The sequence below is a fragment of the Staphylococcus shinii genome, from assembly GCF_017583065.1.
GTDB classification, from domain to species: Bacteria; Bacillota; Bacilli; order Staphylococcales; family Staphylococcaceae; genus Staphylococcus; species Staphylococcus shinii.
On sequence record NZ_JAGEVL010000003.1, the window covers coordinates 280289 to 301736 of the forward strand.

The 21448-nt window shown below is 31.1% G+C and carries 16 protein-coding genes and 2 pseudogenes; 5 read left to right on the forward strand and 13 right to left on the reverse strand.

Going from position 1 to position 21448, the window contains the following annotated elements:
- Nucleotides 1-125: 125 nt before the first annotated feature.
- From J5E45_RS05160 to J5E45_RS05175, 4 genes are all read right to left on the reverse strand, one after another.
- The gene (locus J5E45_RS05160) at nucleotides 126-644 is read right to left on the reverse strand and encodes a hypothetical protein (protein ID WP_039067208.1); all 519 of its coding nucleotides are present in this window, start codon (nucleotides 642-644) and stop codon (nucleotides 126-128) included.
- 104 nt (nucleotides 645-748) lie between these two features.
- Nucleotides 749-2668, reverse strand: coding sequence for a coiled-coil domain-containing protein (locus J5E45_RS05165; protein ID WP_069793253.1), 1920 nt, complete (start codon nucleotides 2666-2668; stop codon nucleotides 749-751).
- 468 nt (nucleotides 2669-3136) lie between these two features.
- Nucleotides 3137-7513, reverse strand: coding sequence for a non-ribosomal peptide synthetase (locus J5E45_RS05170; protein WP_208181732.1), 4377 nt, complete (start codon nucleotides 7511-7513; stop codon nucleotides 3137-3139).
- A gap of 246 nt (nucleotides 7514-7759) precedes the next feature.
- Nucleotides 7760-8506, reverse strand: coding sequence for an SDR family NAD(P)-dependent oxidoreductase (locus J5E45_RS05175; RefSeq protein WP_069793255.1), 747 nt, complete (start codon nucleotides 8504-8506; stop codon nucleotides 7760-7762).
- A 416-nt stretch (nucleotides 8507-8922) separates the two neighbouring features.
- Here J5E45_RS05175 and J5E45_RS14330 point away from each other — a divergent pair.
- Nucleotides 8923-9074: pseudogene (locus J5E45_RS14330) on the forward strand (recombinase family protein); the annotation flags it as partial.
- Between the two features lie 30 nt (nucleotides 9075-9104).
- On the opposite strand, the gene J5E45_RS05180 reads toward J5E45_RS14330, so the two are convergent.
- Nucleotides 9105-9659 (reverse strand): TetR/AcrR family transcriptional regulator, encoded by a 555-nt coding sequence (locus J5E45_RS05180; protein ID WP_069793256.1) that lies wholly within the window; start codon nucleotides 9657-9659, stop codon nucleotides 9105-9107.
- A 151-nt stretch (nucleotides 9660-9810) separates the two neighbouring features.
- On the opposite strand from J5E45_RS05180, the gene J5E45_RS05185 reads away from it, so the two are divergent.
- Entirely contained in the window at nucleotides 9811-10488 is a 678-nt protein-coding gene (locus J5E45_RS05185; protein ID WP_039067213.1) for an SDR family NAD(P)-dependent oxidoreductase, read from the forward strand.
- Nucleotides 10489-10724: 236 nt separating this feature from the next.
- Here the strand turns inward: J5E45_RS05185 and J5E45_RS05190 are convergent, their stop codons facing one another.
- On the reverse strand, nucleotides 10725-12146 hold the full coding sequence (locus J5E45_RS05190; protein WP_039067215.1) for an APC family permease: 1422 nt from the start codon (nucleotides 12144-12146) through the stop codon (nucleotides 10725-10727).
- Nucleotides 12147-12362: 216 nt separating this feature from the next.
- On the opposite strand from J5E45_RS05190, the gene J5E45_RS05195 reads away from it, so the two are divergent.
- Nucleotides 12363-13196 carry an aldo/keto reductase gene (locus J5E45_RS05195; protein ID WP_039067216.1) on the forward strand — a complete coding sequence of 278 codons (834 nt, stop codon included), beginning with the start codon at nucleotides 12363-12365 and terminating at the stop codon, nucleotides 13194-13196.
- Between the two features lie 80 nt (nucleotides 13197-13276).
- On the opposite strand, the gene J5E45_RS05200 is transcribed toward J5E45_RS05195, so the two are convergent.
- Entirely contained in the window at nucleotides 13277-14176 is a 900-nt protein-coding gene (locus J5E45_RS05200; RefSeq protein ID WP_208181734.1) for an ABC transporter substrate-binding protein, read from the reverse strand.
- Between the two features lie 247 nt (nucleotides 14177-14423).
- Nucleotides 14424-14720, reverse strand: coding sequence for a hypothetical protein (locus J5E45_RS05205; RefSeq protein WP_017723652.1), 297 nt, complete (start codon nucleotides 14718-14720; stop codon nucleotides 14424-14426).
- 397 nt (nucleotides 14721-15117) lie between these two features.
- Between J5E45_RS05205 and J5E45_RS05210 the strand changes: the two are divergent.
- Both J5E45_RS05210 and J5E45_RS05215 read left to right on the forward strand, forming a co-directional pair.
- Nucleotides 15118-15504, forward strand: a pseudogene (locus J5E45_RS05210) (nucleoside recognition domain-containing protein); the annotation flags it as partial.
- Between the two features lie 12 nt (nucleotides 15505-15516).
- Nucleotides 15517-15666, forward strand: coding sequence for a FeoB-associated Cys-rich membrane protein (locus J5E45_RS05215; RefSeq protein WP_080750262.1), 150 nt, complete (start codon nucleotides 15517-15519; stop codon nucleotides 15664-15666).
- 84 nt (nucleotides 15667-15750) lie between these two features.
- Here the strand turns inward: J5E45_RS05215 and J5E45_RS05220 are convergent, their stop codons facing one another.
- The 5 genes from J5E45_RS05220 to J5E45_RS05240 form a co-directional block, all read right to left on the reverse strand.
- A complete protein-coding gene (locus J5E45_RS05220; protein ID WP_039067220.1) occupies nucleotides 15751-16512 on the reverse strand; it encodes a MerR family transcriptional regulator in 762 nt (253 codons plus the stop codon).
- 525 nt (nucleotides 16513-17037) lie between these two features.
- Nucleotides 17038-17907 carry an SDR family oxidoreductase gene (locus tag J5E45_RS05225; RefSeq protein WP_069793261.1) on the reverse strand — a complete coding sequence of 290 codons (870 nt, stop codon included), beginning with the start codon at nucleotides 17905-17907 and terminating at the stop codon, nucleotides 17038-17040.
- Nucleotides 17908-17923: 16 nt separating this feature from the next.
- Nucleotides 17924-18949, reverse strand: coding sequence for an NAD-dependent formate dehydrogenase (locus J5E45_RS05230; protein ID WP_039067223.1), 1026 nt, complete (start codon nucleotides 18947-18949; stop codon nucleotides 17924-17926).
- Nucleotides 18950-19056: 107 nt separating this feature from the next.
- On the reverse strand, nucleotides 19057-20208 hold the full coding sequence (locus J5E45_RS05235; protein ID WP_069793263.1) for an alcohol dehydrogenase catalytic domain-containing protein: 1152 nt from the start codon (nucleotides 20206-20208) through the stop codon (nucleotides 19057-19059).
- A 118-nt stretch (nucleotides 20209-20326) separates the two neighbouring features.
- A complete protein-coding gene (locus tag J5E45_RS05240) occupies nucleotides 20327-21169 on the reverse strand; it encodes an MBL fold metallo-hydrolase (protein WP_069793264.1) in 843 nt (280 codons plus the stop codon).
- Nucleotides 21170-21448: the final 279 nt, after the last annotated feature.

Here is a 21448-nt window from a genome sequence, read left to right on the forward strand (position 1 = left end):
TATTGGAATGTCAGTACGTTAATATAAATAGTTAGTCAAACTTCTGTAGCTAACTACTCATCAATGATTTTATGCTTAAGGTTGGCGTCATCCTAAATATGGTTTTCTAACTTTTCAGATTAGCCCTATTCATTGTTGTTGATTTGTGCTTGTAGCGATTGTGAATTAGATTGTGAAATATTAAGTAAATATTTGGACCTTGCCAATGATCGCTTGCTATTATTATAGGAAACTCCAATTCGCTTGGAAAGTAAAACTGTAACAAGTGACCCTAATAACGCTAACACTGTAATTGTAATAAATAATGACACATTCGCAGTTGGATTAACAAAGAAGATAATCACAGCAATAAATATAGATATTATAGCAATACTTATTAATATTAAAGTAGCATACATATATTGTGTTGCTTGTTTCAAATCTTTTTGAAATTGTTCTTTGGAGCGCCTATAGTGAAGATTATTTTTATATAATTTCAAATCTTTGTTAGCATCCATCGTTTGCGCAAACTCTGAAACTTCTTTATTATCATCATTTTTTAGTGCTTCGATGATTGGCTGATAACCAAATGTAAGTGCAATTTTTTTCTCTTTTACTGTGCCCTTTGCCAGCCGGTTCAATTCTTCTAACTTTTGTTGGTTCATTGTTTCCACTCCCGTATTGTTTAATATTAATCCGTGTTACTAAGTTAGCATTCACTTATCCATTGAGTCTGCTATTTGTTAACAATAGGTGCTTCTAAACATTATTATTTATTTTGTGATAATTCTGTTTTTTGTGAATTTTGAACTTTAGTTTGAGTCTCTTTGTTATTATCTTGTTTTTCTTGGCTATTGGCTACATGACTACCAAATAAAGTACCTGAACCTAACACCGCACATAAAAAGAGACCACTTAACCAAGTGAAGAACGTTGGTTTTTTCCTACGTTCATAGCGTTTTGCTTTTTCAGCATCATCATCTAATAAGTTACCTACATCAATATTCTCTGGCCCAGCAACTTTATTAAAATTTGCTTGATTTGAATCATTGTTTGAAAAACTTAGAGCTTGTTGTTTAATTTCCATAGCACGTGCCGAGATACTTAAACTTGTTTGATTACTTTGTTCAAGTTGTTGATTTAAGCGATCTAGATGACTTCTATTATTTTGAAGTTCCATTTCTTTAGAACGGATTGATTCATCTTTATCCGCACTTTCTCTTTTTGATTTTTCTAATTCTACCCTTAACCAATTAATTTCATCTGTCATTTGTGAGTCTTTTAATTCATAATCAGTTACTTTTTGATTCACTGCTAAATCTAAACGTTCATTAAATGTTGCTTCATTATGAATTAAATCTTGCTCTAACTTACTAATTTCACCTCTAAGCTTGTCAACATCCTCACTTCTTTTTTGTACTAATGTCTCCACATCTTTTTCCATAACATCTTGAAGTTCCGACTTTTTAGTAGCTATTGTTTCTTGATGATTTTGAACGATGTCATCGACAATTTTAGTAATATGCAAATCATAATCGTTTTTGACATTGGCATCTAATACTTTAATTTGATTATTATAAGCATTTTTTGCTTTGTCTGATAATGTCTTCTCATATTCACGGATACGATTTGTTAAAATCGGTCTTTCTTCTCTTTCAATTTTTTCTTCCATGTCTCGGCGTGCTTTTTCGCTACGCTCATTTTTACTTGTTTCAAAATCTTTTTCTAATTTTTTAGTTTGTTCTTCAACTTTTTTTGGAATAACTCCTAAATCTTCTTGTAATTTACTTTCAATTTGTGTATATGTTTTATGATATTGAGAATCATTTGATTTATAATTACGCATTTTATCCGCTTCAATACTTTTGCTCCACAAATCATTAACAAGTTGATTAAAGATGCTGTTTATAATATCTTCTCTCTTTTTTTCTAAAACTGCTAATTTATCATTTTTGGCTTTGTTAAAGTCATCTTCAGTTAATTGTTCAAGCTTTCGATAAGTAGGTAATATTTCTTCATTATAACCCTTGTCATCAACAATACTTCTAAACACTAAATTTTCATCATCTAAATACACTTTATCTATAAGTGAATCAAGTGTGTTATATAGGTTGCTTTTTAAAAATTGTATATCTGAAGAATCTTCGTTTTTATTAATAGATATAACTTGTTTTTTCTTATTCTCATTAAACAATTTTTTCTTAGCTCCATTTTTATTTTGAATTTGTTCTATAATCGCGTCTTTCAGTGGGTGTAATGTTTCAAATTTTAAACCTTTACTTAAATCTGAAACATCAAAATTAGCAATATTGATTTCTTTTAAAATGTCATTGTTTATAACTTTTAGTTTGGATTTATTTTCATGAGGTATATAAAGTCTTAAACCAAAATTACAGTCAGGGTGTTTAACCTCTTTTATATTATGTAAGGAAGTTAAATCTGTGATACAGTATTCTCGATCTTCGAATATTTTGAATGGCTCATTTTCATCATTATGGTCTATCGTCACATCAAAAGATTGCACAATTTTAGAAGAACCTAAAATTTGTTTGAAAGAGTCAACAGCATTCCCTTTAGAATCTCCCTTTCTCAATACCGGGGCAACGATTGGAACAATATATATTTCGGTTTCTCCTGCAAGTACATGGTCTATTTCTAAAGAACTAATATCTAAAACGTTATTGCTCATTACATGTCATCCTTCCATTCGAGTTATTGTTTAAAAATGTTTTGAATAATACTTAATCGATAGTAAAGAAATCATAAAATGATTGAATTATTACATTCACAAGATTATATTTAATAATAATTTAGTCAGCTGATAAAATGATATTCCATTCTGAACAACCAAAACATACCAAAAAACGAACTTATATATTTTTTAATATTTTCTCTAATAAATTATTACTAACTATCATATTTAGATGATAACATATTAATTAAAGTTGTAATATTAATATTTTGAATAAAAACATGTATTTTAATTATTGATTTACGATATTTGTAATTATTTTTATACAATACTCGAAACATAAAACGACAAAAGTCCGAGACATTAATTTATGTCCCGGACTTTTGTCGTTTTAACATCAATTTTAACTTACTTTAAAAATTGATATAAAACACAATTCTAATGTGTTCTATTTTAGTTAATCTTTTACTCTATTTCACTTATTTTTTGTTCTGGGTATTTTATAACGCTATCTAATATATTTATAAACTTTTCCAACATCCGTTGGATCGTTGATGAAGAAAATAACTCACTTGCATATTTTAAAGACACTTTGTAAACTTCATCACCTTCGATGGTCATGTGTAAATCAAATTTAACGTTTGTATCGAAAGTTTCTTTACGTTCAATTTCCCAACCATCTATGTGCAATAACTGATTATTTATATTTTGAAATGAAAATGTTACATCATGCAATGTGTTACGAGTTAACTTATATTTTTTAATAATTTCTTCTTTCAATTGTTCCATAGGATAATCTTGATTATCTAAAGCTTTTAAAGATAAATCAGTAATTTCTGTTAGTAATTGATTAAATGATTTATTTTCTTTTGGATAACCGCGTAAAGCAAGCTTATTAAAAAGCGGACCTACTATTTCTTCCGTATCCTTAAATGTACGTCCTGAACAAGGGCTACCGATTACTATATCTTCTTGATTAGTATACTTACTCATCAATATCATTAGCGATGTTAATAATATTGTATAGTCAGTACTACCAGTTGTTTGTGCAAGTTTCTCCATTGCTTTTTTCGTTTCATTAGCCAAGTTTACAGTAATTGTTTTGCCCTCAAAAGTTTGTTGTTTGGGTCTAGGATAGTCTAAGGGTAAATCTAAAACAGGTAATTTATCTTCAAACTGTGATAACCAAAATTTGCGTTGCTCGGTTAAATCATAATTTTTAATCCACTCGCTATAATCCTTATACTGTAACTTCATGTTTCCTAAGTTATGACCTCGGTATAATTTTGAAAATTCATTAATTATATGAGAGATAGTGACTCCATCTGAAATGATATGATGGATATCAAATAATAATATATAACGCTGTTCATCATATTTCACTATTTTAACTCTTAACAACGGCGCCATTTTTAAATTGAATGGTTTTACAAAGTCTTGTAAAAGTCTATCATAATCAATTGTTGATTTTTCTTCATAGTCTACACTAATTTGTGTATTATCTTCAATTATCTGAACAGTTTCTCCATCAATTGTTTCAAAACGTGTTCTTAATACCTCATGTCGATTAACTAAAGTTTGAAAAGCATACTGTATGCGTTTAATATCTAAATTACCTTTTATTTCAAATATTCCAGGCATATTATATGTTGTTGTTTGTTTACCAGCAATTTTATTCAATGTATATATATCCTGTTGTATCGGAGATATAGAATAAAATAGTTTATCTTCAGCTTTTGGTATGTTTCGTATATTCCTGTATGCATTACTTTTGTTTATAATTTTAGCCAATTGTACAACCGTTGGGTTTTCAAAAATTACTGTGACTGGTATACGAACACCGCTTTTATTCTCTATTTCATTTATAATTCTCAAAGCATTAAGTGAATGACCACCAATTTCAAAGAAATTATCATTTGCCCCAACACTTTCAATACTCAATATGTTCTCAAATATTTGGGTAAGCATTACTTCTGTATCATCTTTAGGTGCAACATATACTTTGCTTTCAACCTTAATTTCAGGTAGCTGCCTTTTATTTAATTTACCATTATCTGTGACAGGTATTTTTTCAATTTGAGTTATATATGTTGGGACCATATAATTTGGTAACCTTTCGCTTAAATCTCTTTTAATATTTTCAAAGTTTAGTTGTTCTTCTGAGACTAAGTAAGCACAAAGCGCTATATCCCCATCTCCCATTGATTTGGCAATGACAGCAACATCTGTGTGCTTTTCATTTTTGCGTAAAACACTTTCAATTTCACCAAGTTCAATGCGATAACCACGTATTTTCACTTGATCATCGATACGCCCTAAACATATAATATTTCCATCTTCCTGCCATTTCGCTAAATCACCGGTACGATATAATTTCCCTTTACCAAAGGGGTTATCAATAAACCTTTCTTTTGTTAATTGAGGGCGGTTTAAATAACCCTCAGTCACACCTGTTCCTCCGATACATAGCTCTCCTTGAGTACCAATACCCATGAGGTTATTACCTTCGTCCATAATATATGCTTGTGTATTCGCAATAGGTTTACCAATAGATATAGTTTCATAAATAACGTTATTTTCAAAACTAAAGTTTGTCACATCAATAGTAGTTTCGGTGGGACCATAAACATTGATTAATTGAGTATTATTCACTTTACCAATCCATTTATTAAATTGATTAACTAACTCTGGCTTCACTGCTTCGCCTCCAACTAAGACATACCTTAAGCTAGAAAGTAAGTCCGTTTGTTTAGTTAACTGAATATAATGAATAAACGGGTTAAACATAGAAGGTACAAAGACAACTATCGACACTTTTGATGTCTGAATTAATGATGTAATCACTTCTGAGTCACCTTCTTTACCCGAAGGTAACAATGTGGCTTGTGCACCAACTAAAGCCCATCCAAATAATTCCCAAATTGACGGGTCAAATGTAAATGGCATTTTAAATAATATGTTATCTTTACTATTAATACCAAATCTCTTAATCCTTCTATTGAGATTATTCATAACATTTTTATGTGTTATCTTAACACCCTTGGGTTTACCTGTAGTGCCAGAAGTATAAATAATACACATCACGTCAGATATACTAGTGACATGCGATAAATTCTTTGTGGGTTGTATTGATGTACTATTGTCTTCCTTTAAATTTATAACCGATTGATTAAACTCAATAGAAGTGTCTAAAGCTCTATCTGTTAATAGCGTATTGGGCTTACTGTCACTTAAAATATAATTGATACGCTCACTCGGGTATTCTGGATCAATTGGCACATAAGCGCCACCAGCTTTTAAAACACCATATATCCCAACTATCATTTCCAAATTACGATTCGTCATTACACCTACTAAGCTATTCGGTTTAACGCCATTGCGTCGTAATTGATGCGCGACTTGGTTTGCTTTAGCGTTTAATGTTTGATAAGTAAGGCTTTCACCTTCGTAAGTAACTGCTTTATTATTTGGTGTTTTTTTCACTTGGCTTTCAAAAACGTCCACAAAGGGTTTCGTGTTATCCATACTTACTTGTGTATCATTAAAGTCATGTAAAATGAGTGTTTTTTCTTCATCTGTAATAGTCTCAATTTCACTAATTTTTTGTTGTGGATTCTCTAGAATTACATTTAAAATTTTTATAATATTTGAGTGTAAATTCATGACTGTCTTTTCACTCACCAGATCTAGCTGATAATTATAATCTATTTCGAGGGTGTCTTCTCCATCTCTATTACTTATATTTAGACCTAATGGGACATTTGTTGTGCCAGGGTCTAACCATTTTTCTGAGTACCCCTTTTTAATAAAATCTGGATTATGCTGAGTGTTTTGAAATGATACTACAAAGTCTAATAAACCTTTTGCATTTTTACTATGTTCCACTATATAACTATTGGGATATTTTCTATGTTTCAACACCTTGAACGTTTCATTTTTCATAAACTTTAAAAATTCATTAATAGATAAGTTCTTATTCATTTCCACTATTATGGGTAGCACTCTTGAATAGACTCCTGTCACTTGCTTTTCAAATTGCGTATTTCTATTGTGTAATATTAATCCAATCGAATTCTTATTTACTGAATTTTTTTTATACTTTAAAATCAACATAGCAGCAGAAAACAAATTGCTAATACTTAATTGGTTACTTTTACAAAAGTCCATAATTTTATGTGTGTATATATCTGAAAGACTATAATTTAGCCTGCCCCCTCGAGCACTATTATTTATATTATTTTCAAACAACTCATTATTTTCTAAATTTTCCACTTTTTTAATCCAAAATTGTTTGTCTTTTTCGAATCTAGATGAATTTTTATAATTTATTTCTTCTTCCACGTGGTCTAAATACGTAAATTCAAAACTCTCTTCTTTTTTTCCGTAAATTAATGATTCACATAACGTATTCCCAGCTATGGTCATACTCCACCCATCTGAAATAATATGATGTTGTAATAGTAATATTCCAATATCTCCACTAGGTTGAGTTAAAATTACAAACTTAAATAATTCGCTATTGAAGGCAAATATATTTGATTCTATCTGTGTAGTAATCCATTCATCATAACCCTTTTTATTATTATAAAAATCAATATACTCAAAGTCTTTTCTTTTATATTCATCAATATATTGTTTATATTCAGAATTCAATTTTTTAACTTTAATTCTATAACTCTCATGTTTTTTTATTAAATTGTTTAGTGATTTATCAATTTCTTCTATTCTAACATTATCTTTAATAGTAACCATTGCTGCTATATTATTAATACTAGTATTTTCATAATATTCTTCTAACTGAATAATCTCATGTTGCGCTTCAGATAATATATACTCTCTCACTAATTTTACCTCCATAATTTTAATCAATGTATATAACATGTAATTACATACATTTGCACATTATTTTATGATGATATTCTTTATAATCCTTACTACAATCATATATTCAAATAAGTATAGTTAAATAGAACAAAAGTATTTACATAAGTGGATTTTGCAACATAAATACCTTTCGGTAACTAAAGAACGGCAAGTTTTATTTTACTTTGGGATTACTACATCCCAAACTGTGTTACTTTTTTCTTTTCAGGCCAAGTATTTGTGTAATTTTTTCTTCAAAAATAATGGCGATATTTGATATAATTTTAAAAGATAATGAACAAGTTGAGGCTTGTTTATCTCCTCTTTTTGCTTTTGAATACCTTTTACTATAGTTTTTGCTAATTTATCAGCATTTAATATAAACGTTTTATTCATATTTTTATATAATCCATGCAAATCTGCTTTCTTTAAAAAAGGAGTATCTATTGGCCCTGGATTTACTACAAGAACATGGTACTTTGGTTCCTCCATTCTTAAAGTATTTAATATTTGAGAAAATGCCGCTTTAGAAGCTCCGTAATGACCAGTACCTTTATCTGTTATTACTGAAGCAAAGCTGGAAATCCCTACAATTGTTGGTTCTTCAACAAAAAATTTTCGTAAAACATTCAATAAAATAGAAAAATTAATTGTATTAATTTTATAAATTTCATCCATTTGCTCTATAGAAATGGAAGACATATTTACTATATAACTCAAGCCTGCACAATGAATAAAACCGTCTATATCATGGCTTAATTTACGCTCCAATATTTTTAAATCTTCAATATTTAATAAGTCACATTCTATAGCCTGAACATTCTTGTTATTTTTAAATAATTCAATTTGATTAAATTTATATAAATCTCGCGATAGAATAGTAACTTTACATCCTTTATTAAGCAATGCTTTTACGATAGAGTAACCTAAACCACTGGTTCCCCCAGTAATAATGTAATGCTTATTATCCACACTAACACTCCTTTTAATTATATTTTAAAAACGAAATATCAATGACAATCACGATAATAACATAAAAATCAGTTATAAATCATTTTTTATATATTTACCAATCAATAAAAAATATATTTTTATATACTATTAAAATCATCAAAAACAATAGGAAACTATTCAAAGTGTAATAAAATCAAATTTTGTATATAGTACTATTACAAAGAGAATGTTTATAAAAGAAAATAATAGTCACCAACAAAATATTTAAAGAGCTAACCCACATGAAAATGAATTAGCCCTTTTAAAGAATGAAATTTATAATCAACCTCATATTTACTTATCATAAAAATTTTATTGCTTTGATTTTTTAGGATACTTATTAAATAGGAACTACGACGACATAAACGTTCCAATGAAGTGAATAAAAACAATGCTTACATATTATTAGTATAAATACTTATGGGAAAGATGCGATGTATAAAATATTTTACTATGATCCATACATTCGCGGAACTTGAAATTAACTTATTAAGTGAACGAACTAAAAAAGATAAAATCTGCAAGAACAAGAGGAAGAAAAGGCGGTTGACCTTCATTACACTACCATAATAAAAGGTTAAACTCTTCCAACTATAAATAAGGCAATTTTCTTAGCTAATACTTCCTTCTCTATCATACTATTACTATCAGCTAACTGTAATGCGGCTTCATGAACCATTTGTGCAAAAATAGGCACAAATATTTCTTTTTCATTATCTTCATAAACACCTTTCAAACTTTTTGTTAAAACAATGTTCAACTCGGTTAGTATTTTTTTTCTCATTTGAGGTAATGCTAATCCAGCATAGCTACTTCTGCATTCAATATTAGGTTCTTGATAAAAATCATGAACTGCTAAAATAAGCTGAGCTATATTTTCTTGGTTAAAAACCATATTTTCCGGAACGTAATTATTAATAGAAACTGTAGCAAAACTTTCCATAACATAATCTATTAAGTCATATTTATCTTCAAAGTGCGCATAAAACGTTGCTCTATTTACTTTGGCCCCTTTTGTGATATCTGCTATTGTTATTTTCTCAAAATCTTTTTTATCTACTAAACTAAAAAAGGCGTTAATCAATGATTGTTTCGTATGTGTCACTCTTAAATTTTTTACTTTTTCTGCCATTTGAATCATCTCCTCAACAATTTAAAGTTCTTGTTGCTATAGCAACATTTAAGCATGGTTTGTTGATTGTTATATCACTTTATAAATTGTATATTTTACTTAAAGCAACACTTTGTTGTTTTAATATATCATAGATAAGGAGCTCCTTAAATTGAAAACATTAGTCATTGTAGGCGCAGGTACTGGATTAGGACTATCTCTAGCTAAAAAATTTGGTGCTGAAGGATTTAGAGTAGCAGCTATTTCTAGGAATGCCGAGAAATTAAAAGTTATTCAAGAAGAGCTAAGTAATTTAAACATTGAGGCAAAAACTTTTATAGCAGATATCACAAACTTGGAATCATTAAAACAATCTATCCACAGAATTAAAGGAGAGTTTGGTTCGATTGATGTCATAGAGTTTAGCCCTTACGCAAAAGAAGATAAATTTACAAATATATTAGAAACTACGCCAGAGAGTGTATCAGAAATGTTAAAAACTTATCTATTTCCATCAATTCAGTTAGTTAACGAAGTTTTACCAGATATGATAAATAAAGGAAGAGGGGCAATTCTATTTACTACTGGTGCATCTACAATATTCCCTTTACCTTTTGCTGGAAATGCTGGAATTATAGGCGCTAGCTTGCGTAATTATGCTGAAAATCTCTACACTCAACTGGAAGATAAAGGCATATTTATCAGACATATTGCGATTGGGACAGTAATAGAATCTGGAACAGTAGGCGATCCCAATTTTATTGCGGAAGCTTGGTATAATTTATACAACAAAAAAGGAAAGTTTGAAGAAACATTTCCAAAGAACCTTAAACAATCTGATATTTCCTAATTAGTATATCGCACTTAAATGCTAATACTATACTCTTATATTAATTAAGTACTTTTGCAGTTTACTGTATTAGAATGTTTTAACGCATTTATCAAGGTACTTATATAGATGCACTAACCCCCTCACTACTTTTATAGTAAGGGGGATTTTTATACAAAAAACTGCCATACAAGTCAATAACTTGAAGGCAGTTGAGAGTATACATTTTAGTATTATATTTTAACATTTATATCTAACTATTTTTGTTGTCCATTGGTCTTAATAATATAAAACAGGTAGTATACTATACCGATGACAAACCAAATCAATGTATAGAATTTAGCTTGTCCACTTAATCCCCAAAATACTGCAAATACACAAATAAAGACAAGTATTGGCATAACAGGATACAACGGTAATTTAAATGCTGGTAATGGCAAATCTCTACCTTCTCGTTTACGTAAAGCGAAAATACCCGCCGTTACAAACATAAAGGCTACTAATGTTCCTGCTGTAATTAATTGTGCCAAGAACCCAAATGGGAATACAGATCCAACAATTACTGCAACGATAGATAATACGACTAGAGCGCGATTTGGTAAGTTTTTATTGTTCAATTTACCTAACCAAGACGGAAGGATACCATCTCTACCAAATGAGTAAAGTAAACGTGAACCAGCGAGCATCATACCAATTAATGCAGTAAACATACCAATGACAGAAATGGCTTGTACAATAATTGCAATAGTACCATGACCGCTTGTACGTAATGCCCATCCAACTGGTTCCGCATTGTTTTTATATTCACTGTAATCAAACATACCAACTAGCACTAATGCTACAATGACGAACAATGTCACAGCAATTAGTAATGATCCTAAAATCCCTCTAGGCATTGTCTTTTGTGGATTAATAGCTTCACCAGAATTGGCAGCAATAGAATCAAAACCAATGTAAGCAACAAATATAACAGAGCTACCTGCATAAATACCTTGCCAACCACCAAAAGCACCTGCTGCAGTTTCTTTATATTCAGGAATAAACGGTACATAATGTCCAATATCTATCACAGATAAACCTACTATTATAAATAGGAAAATTGCGAGCACTTTTAACACGACTAATATATTCTGTACGCGTGCTGTTTCTGAAGTACCCCTAGACAATAATAAAGCAGTGATAACAACGACAATTGCTGCTATCAAATCTATTACCCCGCCGTCAGTACCTAATGAATTTGAAAGTGAATTAGGTAGCGAAATATGAAAGGGGTCTAATAGCCCTCTTAAATTAGCAGAAAAACCAGAGGCTACAAAGGATACTGCAATTAAATATTCAGCGATTAACGCCCAACCAACAATCCAACCAAAAAATTCTCCAAATAATATACTAATCCAAGTATATGCAGAGCCTGCAAACGGCATTACAGTTGCCATTTCGGCGTATACAAATGCAACCATCGCAGCTACAATTGCCGCAACTAAAAAGGATAGACTGACGGAAGGTCCCGTATGATCCGCAGCCACAACTCCTGGCAATGTAAAAATAGCAGTTGAAACAATCGTTCCAACACCTAATGCTAAAAAGTCCTTAACGCGAAGTGTACGTTCTAAATGCGCGTCTTTATTTTGATAGCGCGATACATCTTCTTTACGTAGTATTCTATGTAACAAATTCATTTTTATATCTCCTAGCTTTTTTTAAAACAAACATGTTTTTAAGTATAATGATTTTTGAAACTATTGTACATGCCATTTTAAAAAGAATCATTATTTTTAAGTAATTTTACCTAGGTTACTTTAAAGTGCGTACTTACATATTCCTAATAAGAGGTTTAAAATGGCGTTCATAGGTAATATTTTACTAAAATTCATTTAATGAAAAGGAGCATAATGATGCAAAATATAACTTTTAATAATGGCAACACAATGCCACAACTCGGATTAGGCGTCTTTAGAGTAGAAAATGATGACACAGCAAAAAATGCGGTAAAGCATGCAATTATCAACGGATATCGTAGTATTGACGCAGCATTAGTTTATGCTAATGAAGAAATGGTTGGACAAGGCATACAAGAAGGTATAGCAGCGGCAGGTATTCAAAGAGAAGACCTATTTATCACATCTAAATTATGGTTAAATCACTATGGTAAAGATAACGTGCAAGAAGGCTATGAAACGTCATTGAGCAATCTTGGTTTAGATTACTTAGACCTATATCTCATCCACTGGCCCGGTACAAATGAATCACTCATGTTAGAAACTTGGGAAGGTATGGAAGTATTATACAACGAAGGTAAAGTTAAAAATATTGGTGTTAGTAATTTCACGATTGAACAATTAGAATTGTTAGAAGCAAAAACTACTATTAAACCAGTTATTAACCAAGTAGAATTCCATCCATACTTTACACAAGAGTCATTAAGAAACTATTTAGCTTCAGCATCTATTCAAATGGAATCTTGGTCACCTTTAATGAATGCTGAAATTCTTACAGATGAAACGATTAATGCCATAGCTGATGAAACTGGAAAATCACCTGCGCAAATCGTAATCAGATGGAACATTGAACATGGTGTTGTTACAATTCCTAAGTCTGTGACGCCACATAGAATTGAAGAGAATATAAATGTTTTTGATTTTTCATTAACCGAAGCACAAATTAATCGTATTGATGCTTTAAATCAAGATAAAAGAATTGGTCCAAACCCTACAGAGTTTAACGGATAAAGGTTTAACTATATTTATATAGAGTGGAATGACAATCATCTTTACAATATATGATTGCTGTTCCACTCTTTCTTTATTTGTTATTTCATTAAATTATTTTTAAGTTCTTTTCTTTGAAATTCTAATGAATACGGGTCATTGTACCAATAAGTTTCGGCTTTTACATTAATAATATGGTTATTTTTAACAGCCGGAATTTGTTGCCACATATTTGTTTTCTCAAATTCTGGTTGAGCTTTACCTTCACTCATCGTGACAACATAGTCGCCAGCATACTTCGGTAATTGTTCTTGTGATAACTCTTTCCAACCATCTTTTTTAATTACTTTTTCTAACGATCTCGGCATATCCAAATCAAATGCTTGATATAACACTTCTCCACCACGTCCCCATTCCGGGCCAAATGCATAGATGGTTTTGCTAAAATCATCAAAAATTGAAACTGTTGCGTTTTCTCCTATATGTCCTTTGATTTCTTTAGAATCTTTAGCAGTTTGAGCTTTCCATTTTTCCACCCAAGTTTTAGCTTGTTTCTCCTTACCAAGTATCTTTCCTAATTCAATTTGTGTATCTAAATAATCCTTATTGCCGTATTCGATTGGTATAGTTGCCGCAATTTTTTGGTATTTTTTAATATTTTTGTCAGTAGTATCAACAATAATTAAATCCGGTTTAAGTTTTGCAACTTTTTCCACATCATTTTCATTTAATTTTTCAGTATTTTTAAATTTCTCTTTTAAAACATTACTCTTTTCTATGTCTTTAGTAACACCGATAATATTACCGCCTAAATATTTTATGCCACCTGCATATGTATTAGCTACCACCGCAATGCGCTTTGGATTCTTTGGTATATCAACTTTCTTACCACTGTCTAACGTATAACTTTTCGTACTTTCTTCTCCATTTGATTTTGACTCATTACTACATGCTGTGAGTAGCAATACTGCTAAAATAATAAAAGTTACTAATTGCTTCATTAAATCCCTCCTATTGATAATGATTATCACTATTAACTATATTTTATGCTTACCATTAATAATTAGCAATATATTTATTTTGATTTTAAAATTAATAGTGAATTTTAATAGTTTGTGGTTTTATATTTTTTGTTAATCCAACTGTTAAATAGATTGCTTTAAATATACTGAAGTAACAAGCTTATTAACTCATGAACACAAAAAATAAGTGGCTGGGGTGTAACTCCCAACCACTTTTGCGATAAGCTTATTCCATACGTTTTAATATCTCTAATTTAATTACTTTTAATGCTTCGCTATATTCTCTGTTGGTACTTTCTTGGGCGTTAATAATCAATAATTCAACAAGTTCTATATCACTTTTTTCGCTAACTTCATGTTCAAATTGATGTAAGTGTTCTTCAGAGGTTTTAGCATTTTGCTTTTCTATTTGATAATATTGATCAGCGCCTAAGCCACCTTCCTCAATCATGACAGATATCCCACTTGACCGTGTTTCATTCAGTCTTTTCACTTTAATGCATTTGTTTTCACGAATAATCATTTGAATCCCTCCTAATTTAATGCGTATTTAAAAGTATTTTACTGCTCATATAAACATCACATTGCTTCTAGAATTAGATTGACTTCAAATACACTTAGTTGACTTTAATTATTATGTATCGCGTTATATTTACAAATCTCATATAGTTAACTATTAAAATTGGTGTTTACCTTAGTGTATTATTACACTAAGGTAAATACAACATCTTTGCTCACTATACTATACCCATTTACATAAATAATTATGGATTACGAAATAATCTCTTTTTTACTATTTCAGTTTATATATGTCTTATTCAAAAATGTTTAACAAAGTTTTCATAAATACAATATGTTAACGACTTCTATTGCTTCAAATATAAATGTATAATTGATAATGATTATTATTATGAAAGAGTAATGTAGATATTAACGAAAGCTTTTTGCATGCAATCGGTAGCTTCTTTGCCATTTTCATAGCACCATTAGGTTTCGGTACTTGGCAAGCTGGGGCAACTTTAATTCCTGGATTCCTTGCTAAAGAAGTTATTGTCAGTTCAATGGCGATTATTTATGCTTCCGATGAGTCAGGATTAGTCCATATTATTCAAGAACAATTCACACCATTATCTGCATATGCATTTATGATATTTATATTATTGTATATACCCTGTTTATCAACCGTAGCTACTATTCGAAAAGAAACGTATTCACTTAAATGGACTATACTAGCAGTTGCATATCCTCTAATTGCTGCCTATATATTATCGTTCGTTTTCTATCAGATTAGTCATATATTTATTTGAGGAAGTGAGCTTATGACAATTTTAATAAATATTATTGTATTTTCGGCAATATTCAGCTATACCGTATATACACTCACTAGATTTATTAAAAAATCTAAATCTGGAAAGTGTAACTCATGTGATTCAAAAGAAGGCTGCATAACTGACCACAAAATCAACTAAAATAAACGCCGTCCACTCTAAATATTAAAAATTATCTAGTGCGCGGCGTTTTAATAATTTATGCTCATTAACTTTTTGGTATACTCATGCTTTGCCAACGAATACTAAAATGGCCTCTTTGAGGAATTGTGTACCGCCTTCTACATATTTATCATAGTAATCAGTAAAAGCAGCATCGTTAACATACATTTCTGCTAGTCCAGCATGAGCCTCTTTAGAATATTCAGGCCATGTATACATGAGCCAAGCTTTGTGTTTTGCTGCTAATGCTTGTGCAAGTTCGGAAGATGGGTCACCTGTTTGATACGCTTCAGATAGCAAATCGATAATTTCTTTTTCCAAATTTTTCCAAGCATCGTAATCTGCCTGTGTCATATTCTTAAATTTTTTATTACTTTGATCTATGAGGTCATCTCCATATTGCATTCTGATTTCTCTTCCATGTTTTGTTTCATTTTCTTTAATAACTTTTTCTTTGAATCCTTCAAATTTTTCTTTATCTTTCATGATAATTTCTCCTTTATTATTAGCAATCGTTTTTTCAACTGTCTGAATAATTTTATCGAGGCGTTCACGTTGTTGTTTTAAGTTATAATAATGGTTTTCTAAAGCTTTCATCCTATTAAATGTTGGTTGTTGGATAATCTCTTTAATTTCATCTAAACTGACCTCTAACTCACGGTAAAATACGATTAGTTGCAGTATATCGACTTCTTCTTGTTCATATATACGATATCCAGATTCATTAATTCTAGCTGGCTTAAGTAAACCTATTTGATCATAGTAACGTAAAGTCCTATTGCTTACGCCAGATATTTTAGCTAATTGACTGACTGTATATGACATCCTTTACCTCCTTTCAAAATTCACTTTACACCCTTACGTAACGTAAACCTCAATAGGTAATTTTATTTTTATATACTTTACCTGTTATTCATGATATTGATTCAATTTTAGCCTGTTTCTAATATATTTACGTAAACTTATATAGCTAATTATTTCCTAGAAAATAATATTAATTTTTAAAATCTGATTAACATTTACGTGAGTGGGAAAATATTAAAAGAGCACTATTAAGCCTTTTATTTTTATGCCTATACGAACGCAAATACGAATTCAAAATTATAATCGCTACAAAATTTTTCAAAATAAATTCAAAAGTAAAGGGTGAGATAAAATGAAAAAATTATTAACTCTTATTAGTATTATTACATTGATAATCATTGGTTTTATAATATGTAAAAAATACTTTGCTCATATTAATACTCTAGAAGAGCATAACAGACTTCATTTAGACTAATCATCTTATACATTAATAAAGGTAGAGGGGAAAATCAGCACTGATTTTCCCCTCTACCTTTATATTTCTAGTTATGAAGTCATATATCCTCCACCGTTCACGTGAATGACTTGACCAGTGACATAAGAGCTATCTGCTAATGTAGCTAAGAATACATAAGCAGGTGCTAATTCAGCTGGTTGTCCACGTCTGCCCATTGGCGTATCACCACCATGAACTTCTACTTTACTTTTACTGAAAGAAGCGGGTATTAATGGTGTATATATTGGCCCAGGAGCGACGCCATTAACACGAATACCTTTCTCCATTAAAGTTGTAGCTAGAGAACGTGTAAAAGCAACAATCGCCCCCTTAGTTGCGGAATAATCGATTAATTCAGCTGATCCATTATACGCTGTTACGCTTGTTGTATTAATGATCGTGTCTCCCGAAGTTAAATGTGGCAATGCTGCTTGAGAAAGGAATATCATACCAAAGATATTAGTTTCAAATGTTTCTTTAACTTGCTCAGCAGTTATATCTTGAAATTCATCTTTTGGATATTGTACTCCGCCATTATTCACTAAAATATTTAGGCCGTCAAAATCATTAACTACATCTTCAACTAACTTTTTAGAATCCTCAACATTTTTTAAATCATGGCTATAAACTTTAGCAGATCTTCCTAATGATCTTATTATTCCTATAACTTCCTCAGCATCTTTTTCTTCATCATAGTAGCCAATTGCTACATCTGCACCCTCTCTAGCAAATAGAATAGCAACAGAACGCCCTATGCCTGAATCGCCCCCGGTAATCAGTGCTACTTTTCCATTTAATTTACCACCAGCTCTATATTCTTTAAATTCGCTAATCGGTCTGGGATCCATTTGGCTCTCAATGCCCGGTTGTCTATCTTGCGTATAGCCTCTAATTTCATTATGAAATTCAGTTAAATTCATTCGATAAACCTCCACTTTATTTTGACTTGTAACTACTATTTTTAATGTCACCGCCTGAAACAATAACGTCTTTTTCGTCAAAAGCTTTATCATTAAAAAAGTTAGTTAAGATGTTTTTCACACCATTTTCAATACGTTTTTGTGCTTCTAATGTCATACCGGAATAGTGGATTGTCATAGCGTTACGTGGCATAGTTCTCCAAGGGTGGTCTTGAGGTGCAGGCTGCGGGTACCAAACATCTCCAGCATATCCTTGGATATGTTTAGCATTAACCAATTCAACTAAATCTTCTTTATTAACAATCTTACCTCGTGCAGTATTAACTAAATAGCTACCTTTTTTCATTCTACTCAATACATCATAATTAAATAAGTCATCGGTTTCTGTAGTTAATGGAGATAAAATTACTAACGCATCACTTGTAGATACTAATTCGTCAAAGTTCACATACTTCGAATATGCTGTATCTTCTTGACTAGAACGTCTAAAATGCTGTACTTGTACGTCAAAAGGTTGCAAGCGTTGAGCAACCAATTCTCCAATTTGTCCGTAACCAAAAATACCTATTTTCTTATGTTGAATATCATGCGCATGCTCACCCACTTTTGATAAATGCCATTCTCCATCATAAGATTGACGATGTCCCTCCATAAAATTACGCATCAATATTAAAAGATCCATTACCGTATGTTCAGCGACACTTACAGTATTACATCCAGTCACTTCTATTACTGTTAATTCATTTTCACCTGCCGCTTCTAAATCAACGTGATCTGAACCTACGCCAGCAGTTATAGCTAGCTTGAGGTTTTCAGCCTTATTAATTCTTTCTTTATTTATATACGCAGGTAAAAATGGAGAACTAATAACAACGTCCATATCTTCAATATGCTCTTCTATTTCTTCATCACTATTAACAACTACAAATTCGTGTTTTTTATTATCTATAAATGATTTAATACCTAATGCATATTTATCATTTAAAAGTTGATTCTCACTTTCCGCATTAGGATCTGAAGGGAATAAGCCAACTATTTTCATAACTATCTACCTCTTTTTATTTGTCTTTGTATCATGGAAATGTCTCTATTGGCCTACTCAAACTATTTTTAATATATTCACATAGTTCAAGAACGATTCAACAAAACTTATTCAGGTTTTAAAACTACTTTAATATTGTTATCTCTTTTTTCATCGAATATTTCATAAGCTTGAGGTGCGTCATCTAATGACATTGTATGTGTGATGATTTCAGTGGGGTTAAATGTGCCTTCTTGAATCATGTCATATAATTTTGGCATGAGGTGTATAACCGGAGCTTGTCCTGTCTTAATTTGGACATCACGATTGAAGATAAGATCAAGTGGAAAATCATCTACTGGAGTTGCATAAACGCCTGTTAATTGAATTGTACCGAATTTACTTACCGCTTCGGCAGCAGTATGAATTGGACTAATAGTTCCGCGTTGGGAAGAATTTGAACTTAATTTACGTTCAGAAGCTTGGACTTGACCATCCATCCCTACACAATCAATAACTATATCAGCGCCGCCATGTGTAGTTTCACGAAGTAGTTTGCCAATTTCTTTTTCATTATCGAAATTGTAAACTTCTACTTGGTTATATTGTTTAGCATGTTGTAGTCTATGTTCTACATTATCCACGCCGATAACACGCTTTGCGCCTTTAAGCTTGGCAAATTTTTGAGCCATAAGTCCTATAGGACCACAACCAAGAACTACCACAGTGTCACCTGACTTGACGCCAGAATGCTCTACGCTCCAATAAGCAGTAGGTACTACATCAGATAAAAATAATACTTGCTCGTCTTTCATATTACTGTCAGGAACAACAAAAGAAGAAAAATCTGCGTATGGTACCCTTAAATATTCTGCTTGGCCGCCCCAATGGTTACCGTGCATTTGACCAAAGCCAAATAATCCGCCGTTATCCAATTTCCAACTTGCTGGTTCTTTATTTGAATTATCACATTGCGACTCCATTTCATGAGTGCAATAGTAACATTCACCACACCCTATATTAAAAGGAATCACAACACGATCACCTTTTTTAAGTTTTTTTACGTCTTTACCGACTTCTTCGACAATACCCATAGGTTCATGACCAATAACAAAGTCTGAATCCAACATTAAATCACCTTGGTGATATAAATGAAGATCAGAGCCACAAATACCTGAAGCCGTAATTTTAATAATTGCGTCTGTCGTTTCTTCAATTTTAGGATCGTCTACTTGCTTAACTTCCATGGATTTATTGCCTTGAAAAGTTACTGCTTTCATATAAACACTCCTTCATTATTTTCAGAATATTTAAATATTACCCTTTAGGAGAAATAAGTAAACTGACGATTATTTTAAAAAAGTGACAAGCCTCCACTTATATTAAATGAATTATTTTTTATTCTAAATATTTACCATGTTTTGGAAGAGCGATATCATCAAAATTATTAACTAAATAATTTAGGTTCTTTGTAAGTTCTTTACCTTTCATAGGTAAGCCGTGACCTGTTATAGCTATCTTAGGTTGTATGCTTTCTAACTTTTTTATAGAGTCAAAAGCTGACTCCCAATCTGTAGTGAAATATCTGGGTGGTCCATAAATTTTCTTTTGCTGCGTTAACACTTGATACAAATAATCTTGTTTTACAGTTATAAAAGCGTCTCCAGCAATCAGTGCACCGTCCTTTTCTCTAAAAAGAGAAACATGACCTGGAGAATGTCCAGGTGTGTGTATCCATTGAAAATCCGACATATGTGGCACACTATAATCTTCAGGAAGCGCTTTGATACGATTACCTAAATCAATTGCTGTATTCGGCAATATAAATGATGTTTTTGCAAGCAAGCCACCTTCTACAGTGATATCAGGTTTTAAATAATTAACTTTACCAGTTAAAAATGGTATTTCTAAAGGGTGTGCGTATACTACGACATCCCAATAGTTAATCAACTCAATAATTGCACCAACATGGTCAAAATGACCATGTGTTAAAACAATTGCTTGTGGATGACTACCTGGACCAAACCTTTTTTCTACTTCTTCGATAATTGATTGAGCTGAGTTTGGCATTCCTGCATCTATAAGCACGAAATCATTTTTAGAATGACCATACATCACTATATTTACAATTTGCGTTGTATATTGATACAAATCATTAGTAACTTCAATACCTTGCTTATTTTCTATTGAAGTTATTGGAATAAATTTATAATCTTTACCATAGCTCATATTTCCAACCATAATATCACACCTTCTTTATTTAAATGCTATTTCCATATTTGCAGAGAATTTTAAAGTTAGATTAAGAAATTGACCGCTAATTCAATCAATTATATTAATAATTTACCCTTCACAATCAAAATAAATACTTGAATTTATTTATTTTAATCTAAGTATAGAATTATTCTATTTTAATAATAGGTACTTTATCCCCTTACAGCCTTCTGTTTATTCACTTTACAAAAGGTTATATAACTAATATATTTACAAATTCAATTAACTAAACTATTTATATTACCT